The organism is Chitinophaga sp. (assembly GCF_036566945.1).
In the GTDB taxonomy this organism is placed as follows: Bacteria; Bacteroidota; Bacteroidia; order Chitinophagales; family Chitinophagaceae; genus Chitinophaga.
Genome location: NZ_DATCVJ010000271.1, coordinates 1 through 6,328, shown reverse-complemented (window position 1 = coordinate 6,328; position 6,328 = coordinate 1). Strand labels below are relative to the sequence as shown.

At 45.7% G+C, this 6,328-nt stretch carries 6 protein-coding genes; 5 read left to right on the top strand and 1 reads right to left on the bottom strand.

Annotation, left to right across the window (positions count from 1 at the left end; genetic code table 11):
* From VIP81_RS07940 to VIP81_RS07920, 5 genes are all read left to right on the top strand, one after another.
* The coding region (locus VIP81_RS07940) for a B12-binding domain-containing radical SAM protein (protein WP_331958163.1) at positions 1-1,589 on the top strand (1,589 nt) is incomplete at its 5' end.
* Between the two features lie 190 nt (positions 1,590-1,779).
* On the top strand, positions 1,780-2,322 hold the full coding sequence (locus VIP81_RS07935) for a hypothetical protein (RefSeq protein ID WP_331958161.1): 543 nt from the start codon (positions 1,780-1,782) through the stop codon (positions 2,320-2,322).
* Positions 2,323-2,350: 28 nt separating this feature from the next.
* The gene (locus VIP81_RS07930; RefSeq protein ID WP_331958159.1) at positions 2,351-2,989 is read left to right on the top strand and encodes a hypothetical protein; all 639 of its coding nucleotides are present in this window, start codon (positions 2,351-2,353) and stop codon (positions 2,987-2,989) included.
* Positions 2,959-3,738 carry a sensor histidine kinase gene (locus VIP81_RS07925; protein WP_331958157.1) on the top strand — a complete coding sequence of 260 codons (780 nt, stop codon included), beginning with the start codon at positions 2,959-2,961 and terminating at the stop codon, positions 3,736-3,738. Before VIP81_RS07930 ends, VIP81_RS07925 begins: the two co-directional genes overlap by 31 nt.
* 5 nt (positions 3,739-3,743) lie before the next feature.
* Complete coding sequence (locus VIP81_RS07920) at positions 3,744-4,379, top strand: response regulator transcription factor (RefSeq protein WP_331958155.1); 636 nt, start codon at positions 3,744-3,746, stop codon at positions 4,377-4,379.
* 68 nt (positions 4,380-4,447) lie between these two features.
* Here the strand turns inward: VIP81_RS07920 and VIP81_RS07915 are convergent.
* Positions 4,448-6,328: FtsX-like permease family protein (locus VIP81_RS07915; RefSeq protein ID WP_331958153.1), on the bottom strand; the 1,881-nt coding region annotated here is incomplete at its 5' end.

The following is a 6,328-nucleotide window of genomic DNA, read 5'->3' as shown; positions in this document are numbered from 1 at the left end:
TACAACCTGCCATGGTAGCCATTTCTGTGCCTTTCCCAGGTAATCTGTATGCAGCATTACGCTGCGGACAATGGGTGAAACAACATTATCCTGATGTGAAAGTGGCCATGGGCGGAGGTTTTCCCAATACAGAGCTGCGCTCGCTGGCAGATGCCCGTGTATTTGAATTCGTGGATTTCATTACCCTCGATGATGGGGAAGCACCCATAGAAAACCTGTTGCAGTTCCTCGATGGTAAAAAAACAGCGGAAGAACTGAAACGTACTTTTCTGTTAACAGAAGAAAAAGTAATGTATGTCAACAGTAAAGCTACCCACGATTATAAACAATCGCAGCTGGGCACACCTGATTACAGTGACCTGTTGCTCGACCAATATATTTCTGCGATCGAAGTGGTGAATCCCATGCACAGCCTGTGGAGTGATGGCCGCTGGAACAAGCTCACCATGGCGCATGGCTGCTATTGGGGCAAATGTACTTTCTGCGATATTTCTCTCGACTATATAAAGATCTACGAACCTATTACCGCTTCGTTGTTGTGCGACCGGATGGAAACGATCATTGCGCAAACAGGGCAAAACGGATTTCACTTTGTGGATGAAGCGGCGCCACCGGCGTTGATGCGTGCGCTGGCACTGGAAATTATCCGTCGTAAGCTCACCGTGAGCTGGTGGACTAATGTGCGTTTTGAAAAAAGCTTTACGCGCGACCTTTGCCTGTTGCTCAAAGCATCGGGTTGTATCGCCATTTCCGGCGGCCTGGAAGTAGCTTCTGACCGTTTGCTGGGACTCATACAGAAAGGGATCACCGTGGCCCAGGTAGCGCGTGTAAATCGTCATTTTACGGAAGCGGGCATCATGGTGCATGCTTACCTGATGTATGGATTTCCTACACAAACGGCACAGGAAACAATCGACGCATTGGAAATGGTGCGACAGATGTTCCAGGCCGGCATCCTGCAATCTGCTTTCTGGCATCAGTTTACGATGACGGCGCACAGTCCTGTAGGACTAGATCCGGCGAAGTACAACGTACAAAAAGAAACAGAGGAAACAGGCACCTTTGCCAACAACGATATCATGCATATTGATCCTACCGGCGCGGATCATGAAACCTTCAGCTACGGATTAAAGAAGTCGCTGCTGAATTATATGCATGGTGCCTGCTTTGATTATCCACTGTCGAAATGGTTTGAATTTAAAGTGCCGAAAACCTCGGTACATCCGGACTTTATCACCAACGCACTGATGGAAGAAGAAGCAGGAACCATTAAACCCACTTCCAAAGTAGTATACCTGGGCAAACAGCCGGCCATGGAAATTATTACCAAATCGAAGAAGGGCGCTACCTGGGAAATGTCTTCCTTAACATTCCAGACAAAAAAAGAAAAAGTAAATATCAGCGTACAGCCACCACAGGGAGTATGGCTCACCAATATGCTACAGGAGCTGGCTGTAGCCAACCCCAAAACGTATACCCTGCAAGAGGTAAAAGAGAGCTATGAAGCGGCAGGGCTGGACGATTTCGAACTTTTCTGGGATAACAAACCAGTGAATACCTTGCATAAGTTAGGGCTGCTGAAGTTATAGCGGAAAGCTGAAAGCAGAAAGCAAAAAGCCATTGAAGCGGATGATTTTAGCGGAAGTAATGTTCGATTAGATAATCCTCGTCAATAGCTTTTTGCCTTATGCTTTCCGCTTTTTGCTCTACCCGGGGTTTTTCCCGGTATCAGCTATGGGAATTTTTTTAAATATTTGTTTCCACTAAACTGACCTAACAATGAGCGATCAAATGTCCCTTGCCGGCTACGGTTGGAATGACCAGGGCCACCTGGACCCAAGCACCCAACAGCTGGACTACAACATGCCGTTCACCGGTGATCCGCAAACCTTTGGAATGCCGATTACTGCGAGCGCCTATTTTGGCATGTTGAACAATTTTTATTTGCTGTTATTGAATAATCCTGCATTGCAGGCGGCGTTCCAGGGGGTTTTCTTTGTAGACTTTAGTAAAGCATCGCTCTTGCGTTTGCTCAGCCAGGAAGGTTGCGAATATGTTCGCTTCCATTTTGCGGTGCCGGAAGCCGACCAGAAACTCAGTCTGGCTGCAGAAGGACTGACTATCAATCAGGAACAGGTAGGATATGCGCAATTGCTGGCCAAAGCGACTACCAACAACATGGTACATGATAGTGGGGATCCTAAAATTGAGGAAAGAGGAAATGGTAAAACTTCGCCGACTCCGGCTTTTAAACACTTATTTGAATTATTAAAAGCGCAGGGCTCTCCATTAGCTACTGCAGATCTGGATCAATTATTTTAATCAATTTCGTATTTAAATCTTTGTGCCGATGAACGGATGGGTGTATGCTTATTATGTATTACTGGTAACCTGCTTTATTATTAGCCTTTTTCACCTGCAATTCAGGGAGGTGAAAATACTAAGTGTATTGCTGGGGATATCTATTATTACAGAAGTGATTGTAGAGTTGATCGGCACAGAAGGTTTAGGTTTTTTTATAGTGTATCATTTTTTTGTGGTGCTGGAATATAGTCTCATAACAATAATTCTCCGATCAGGAATTAAGGATTACCGATGGCGACTGTTGATGGGTGTTTCCATATTTGTTTTCGGAATAGTATCCTTGTTTTACAGCTTTGTATTGGGCGGATGGCATGCCTTTCCCGGCATAAACATTACCATAGAAAGCTTCCTGGTCATCTGCTGGTGCCTTTTATCCTTTTTTTCAATAACCCCGGAAAGTGAAGATTCTATATTCCGGCACCCTGTTTTTTGGATAACCCTGGCGTTTTTTATTTATTTCGCGGCATCTGTCAGCGTAAATGCTTTTTATAACCTGTTACTGGAGAATGATACCACCAGGGCCAGGCATTTTTTCGCCGTGTTGAACTCATTATCCAATTACCTGTTGTATATTATGCTGATAAAAGGCGTTGTATGCTTCCGGTCAAACAGGATCTCTTTGTAGCTGTACTTTTTATTTCATTGCTGGTAACCATCATGGGACTGGTGGTTGTATCTGCAGTGATTAGTTATAAAAAGAAGCAGGATGCTTACTTACATCAGCTTAAATTAATGAAAGAAGATTACGACAAACAGTTAATGTGGTCCCAGATTGAAATGCAGGAAGAAGCCTTTGCCCACCTGGGGCAGGAACTGCACGACGATATCGGCCAGTTACTGAGCAGCACCAAGCTCCTGATCAATGTTACCCAAAGGAGCATGCCGGAAATCCCGGACACCCTGCAGATAGCGGAGGATACCCTGAGTACGGCTATTCAGCATTTGCGGGCGCTTTCCAAGTCTTTCAGCCGTCAATGGCTGGATCAGTTCAGCCTGATCGAAAACCTGAAAGCAGAAGTAGAAAGGATCAATTCCAGCAGGGCTATTAAAGTAACGTTTACCCATGAACTGATGGTACTGCCACTACAGGCGGAACCTCAGATCATTTTGTTTCGTATCATACAGGAAGCCATGCAAAATTGTATCAAACATGCCCGCCCACAGGTCATCGATATCAGTATCCGAGCGGCAGATCAACAACTCATTCTCCTGATCGCAGACGACGGATCGGGCTTCGATAAAGCCGGTATGTCGTCTATCGGTATGGGCATCCGTAATATGCAGCACCGCACCAGTTTACTTGGTGGTACTATCCGCTGGGAAGTAACTACCGCCGGCGGTACTGCCGTATTGATTACATTACCCCTTGAATAATTTTTATGAACATCAACATTGGCATTGCAGACGATCATCAGCTATTTCTTAAATCACTCAGTTTGCTGATCAGTGGCTTTAGTGGATTCCAGATTGTAGCAGAAGCTATGAATGGAAAGGAAATGCTCGATAAATTAGCCCAACTGCCGGCGCCACCGGATATCCTGTTACTGGACGTAAATATGCCGGTGATGGATGGCGCCAAAGCCACCGAAGCCGTACTTAAATTATACCCCACCGTGAAAGTAGTCGCCCTGTCTATGAAAGACAACGACGCTACCATCATTGAAATGCTGAAAGCTGGTTGCTGTGCCTATCTCCTGAAAGATATTCATCCAACAGAACTGGAAAAAGCATTGCGGGAAATCTATACCACCGGCATCTATTACAATGATGCTTCCAATGTAAACTACCGCCGCCTGCTGTTGCAGTCAGAACAAAAACAAACGCTGACCGACCGGGAACGCGAGTTCCTTAGCCTGGCCTGCAGCGACCTTACCTATAAGGCCATTGCCGCTAAAATGAATGTTACAGAAAGAACGGTAGATGGATACCGGGAAATATTATTTAATAAGCTCAACGTGCAAAGCCGCACAGGTATGGTGTTGGAAGCATTGCGCCGGCAGCTGGTGACGCTGTAGTGAAATAAGCAGCGCGAGCGGAGTGCCTCAAAAAGTGTAACCACTTTTTGAGGCATTTTTTATAAAAGTTATTCCTTCAGATTTTTTACCGGGTTGGCCCTTGCTGCCATCCACGCCTTGTAGCCTACCGTTACCCACGCCATCAGTACCGACAATAGCATGGAAGCGATAAAGATGCCACCGCCTATGACTGTATGATAGTAAAAGCCGGATAGCCATATCTGCATAAAATAATATCCCAGTGGGGCTGCAATAAGAAACGCTACGCCGATTAATATCATAAACTCCCGTGAGAAAAGGAATAAAATACTGGTGACAGAAGCGCCCAACACCTTACGGATCCCTACTTCCCGCGTACGATGTACCACCATAAAAGAAATGAGTCCGTATAAACCCAGACAGGAAATAAATATTGCAATACCGGCAAAAAGCTGGAACAGCCTGGAGGTAATGACTTCTGCCTGATAATAATCATTGATCCGCTGATCTAAAAATGTAAGGTCATAGAGATAAGATGGATAAATGCCGGTGAATGTCTGCTCCACTGTTTTTAAGGTGGCCATCATTTTCTCCGGTTGCAAACGCAGCGCTACAAATTCATAGGCGTTCTTCTGAGAACCCACAAACAAAGGCGTGATGGCCTCGTGCAGGGATTTGGTGTTGAAATCATTGATCACACCTACAATGGGAAATTGCTTATGGTCCATCGTAGTAATGGTTTTACCAATGATATCTTCGGGAGAAGAGAACCCTAATTTTTTTACCGTGGTTTCATTGACCGCAATTTCTTTCACGGTATCGCTGGGATATGGTTTTCTTCCCGCCAACAGGTGAATGCCAAAGGTGTTGTAATACCCGGTATCAGCGGCTTTCGCCGCAATTTTAAACGGCTGTTTTACGGGGTTGGTATCAAAATAAAATTCCTGCTGAAATTCCCAGTCTGCCGAAGGTGCTTCGTTACAGAGACTCACCGCATTTACGCCCGGAACTTCGGATAGCCGTGTCCGTAGGTAATCGTATTTTAGTTTTAACGTACTGTCACTGGGAAGATTGATCAATACCATGGCCTCTTTATTGAATCCCATGGACTGCTGGTTTACATACCGCATTTGTTTTACTACTACCAGTGTACAAATGACCAGTAACTGTGCAATCACAAATTGAAATACGACCAGTCCCCGGCGGAGAGAGGCGCCACCAGCTGATTTGGTGCTGATCCTGCTTTTGATGGCCAGCACGGGGTTAAAGCCCGATACCACCATGCCCGGATAAAAGCCGGACAATAAAGTCACCACCACAGCACAAAGCAGGAGGGCCATCCAAACGGCCGGCTTCATCAGCAGTGACAACGATAATGGTATGTTTATCAAAATACTGATGTACGGTAAAGTAGCGACAGCGATCACGATGGCGATCACGATAGATAATATGGTGATCAATGCGGTTTCCAGCAGGAACTGCGAGAGCAGCTGTAAACGGTTACTGCCCAATACTTTTCTTACACCTATTTCTTTCGCACGGTTTACAGAGAGGGCAGTGGCCAGGTTAATAAAATTGATGCAGGCTACGAGCAACAGGAAAATGCTAATCAGCCCCAGTGCCCATAATTCTTTGGAAGAAAGACGGGCGGGTATAAAATTAACATACTGCTTATCCAGGTGCATGGCGGATAGTGGCTGTAACTGCAGCTGTGTAGTATGGTTATTGTCTTGCTGATAGTACCGGTCTGAAAACGCGGAGAGCCCAGCTGTTATTGCTGCTGCCTGTTGTTTGTTTTTAGGTAAAACAAAACATTGTGCATACCCGTCGGATGCGTTCCAGCGCTTAGGGTCCGTAAAAAATTCGGGTGATAACTTCCTGGTGGTAGCCATTGAAATACCCAGTTTTACGGGGAGGTCTGTGTTGGCGGGGAGATCTTTAAATACCCCTGTTACCTGTAGTGGCACCCT

Coding starts and splice junctions, on each gene's coding strand:
- VIP81_RS07920 (WP_331958155.1), top strand. CDS start 3,744: ATGAACATCAACATTGGCATTGCAGACGATCATCAGCTATTTCTTAAA.
- VIP81_RS07925 (WP_331958157.1), top strand. CDS start 2,959: ATGCTTCCGGTCAAACAGGATCTCTTTGTAGCTGTACTTTTTATTTCA.
- VIP81_RS07935 (WP_331958161.1), top strand. CDS start 1,780: ATGAGCGATCAAATGTCCCTTGCCGGCTACGGTTGGAATGACCAGGGC.
- VIP81_RS07930 (WP_331958159.1), top strand. CDS start 2,351: ATGAACGGATGGGTGTATGCTTATTATGTATTACTGGTAACCTGCTTT.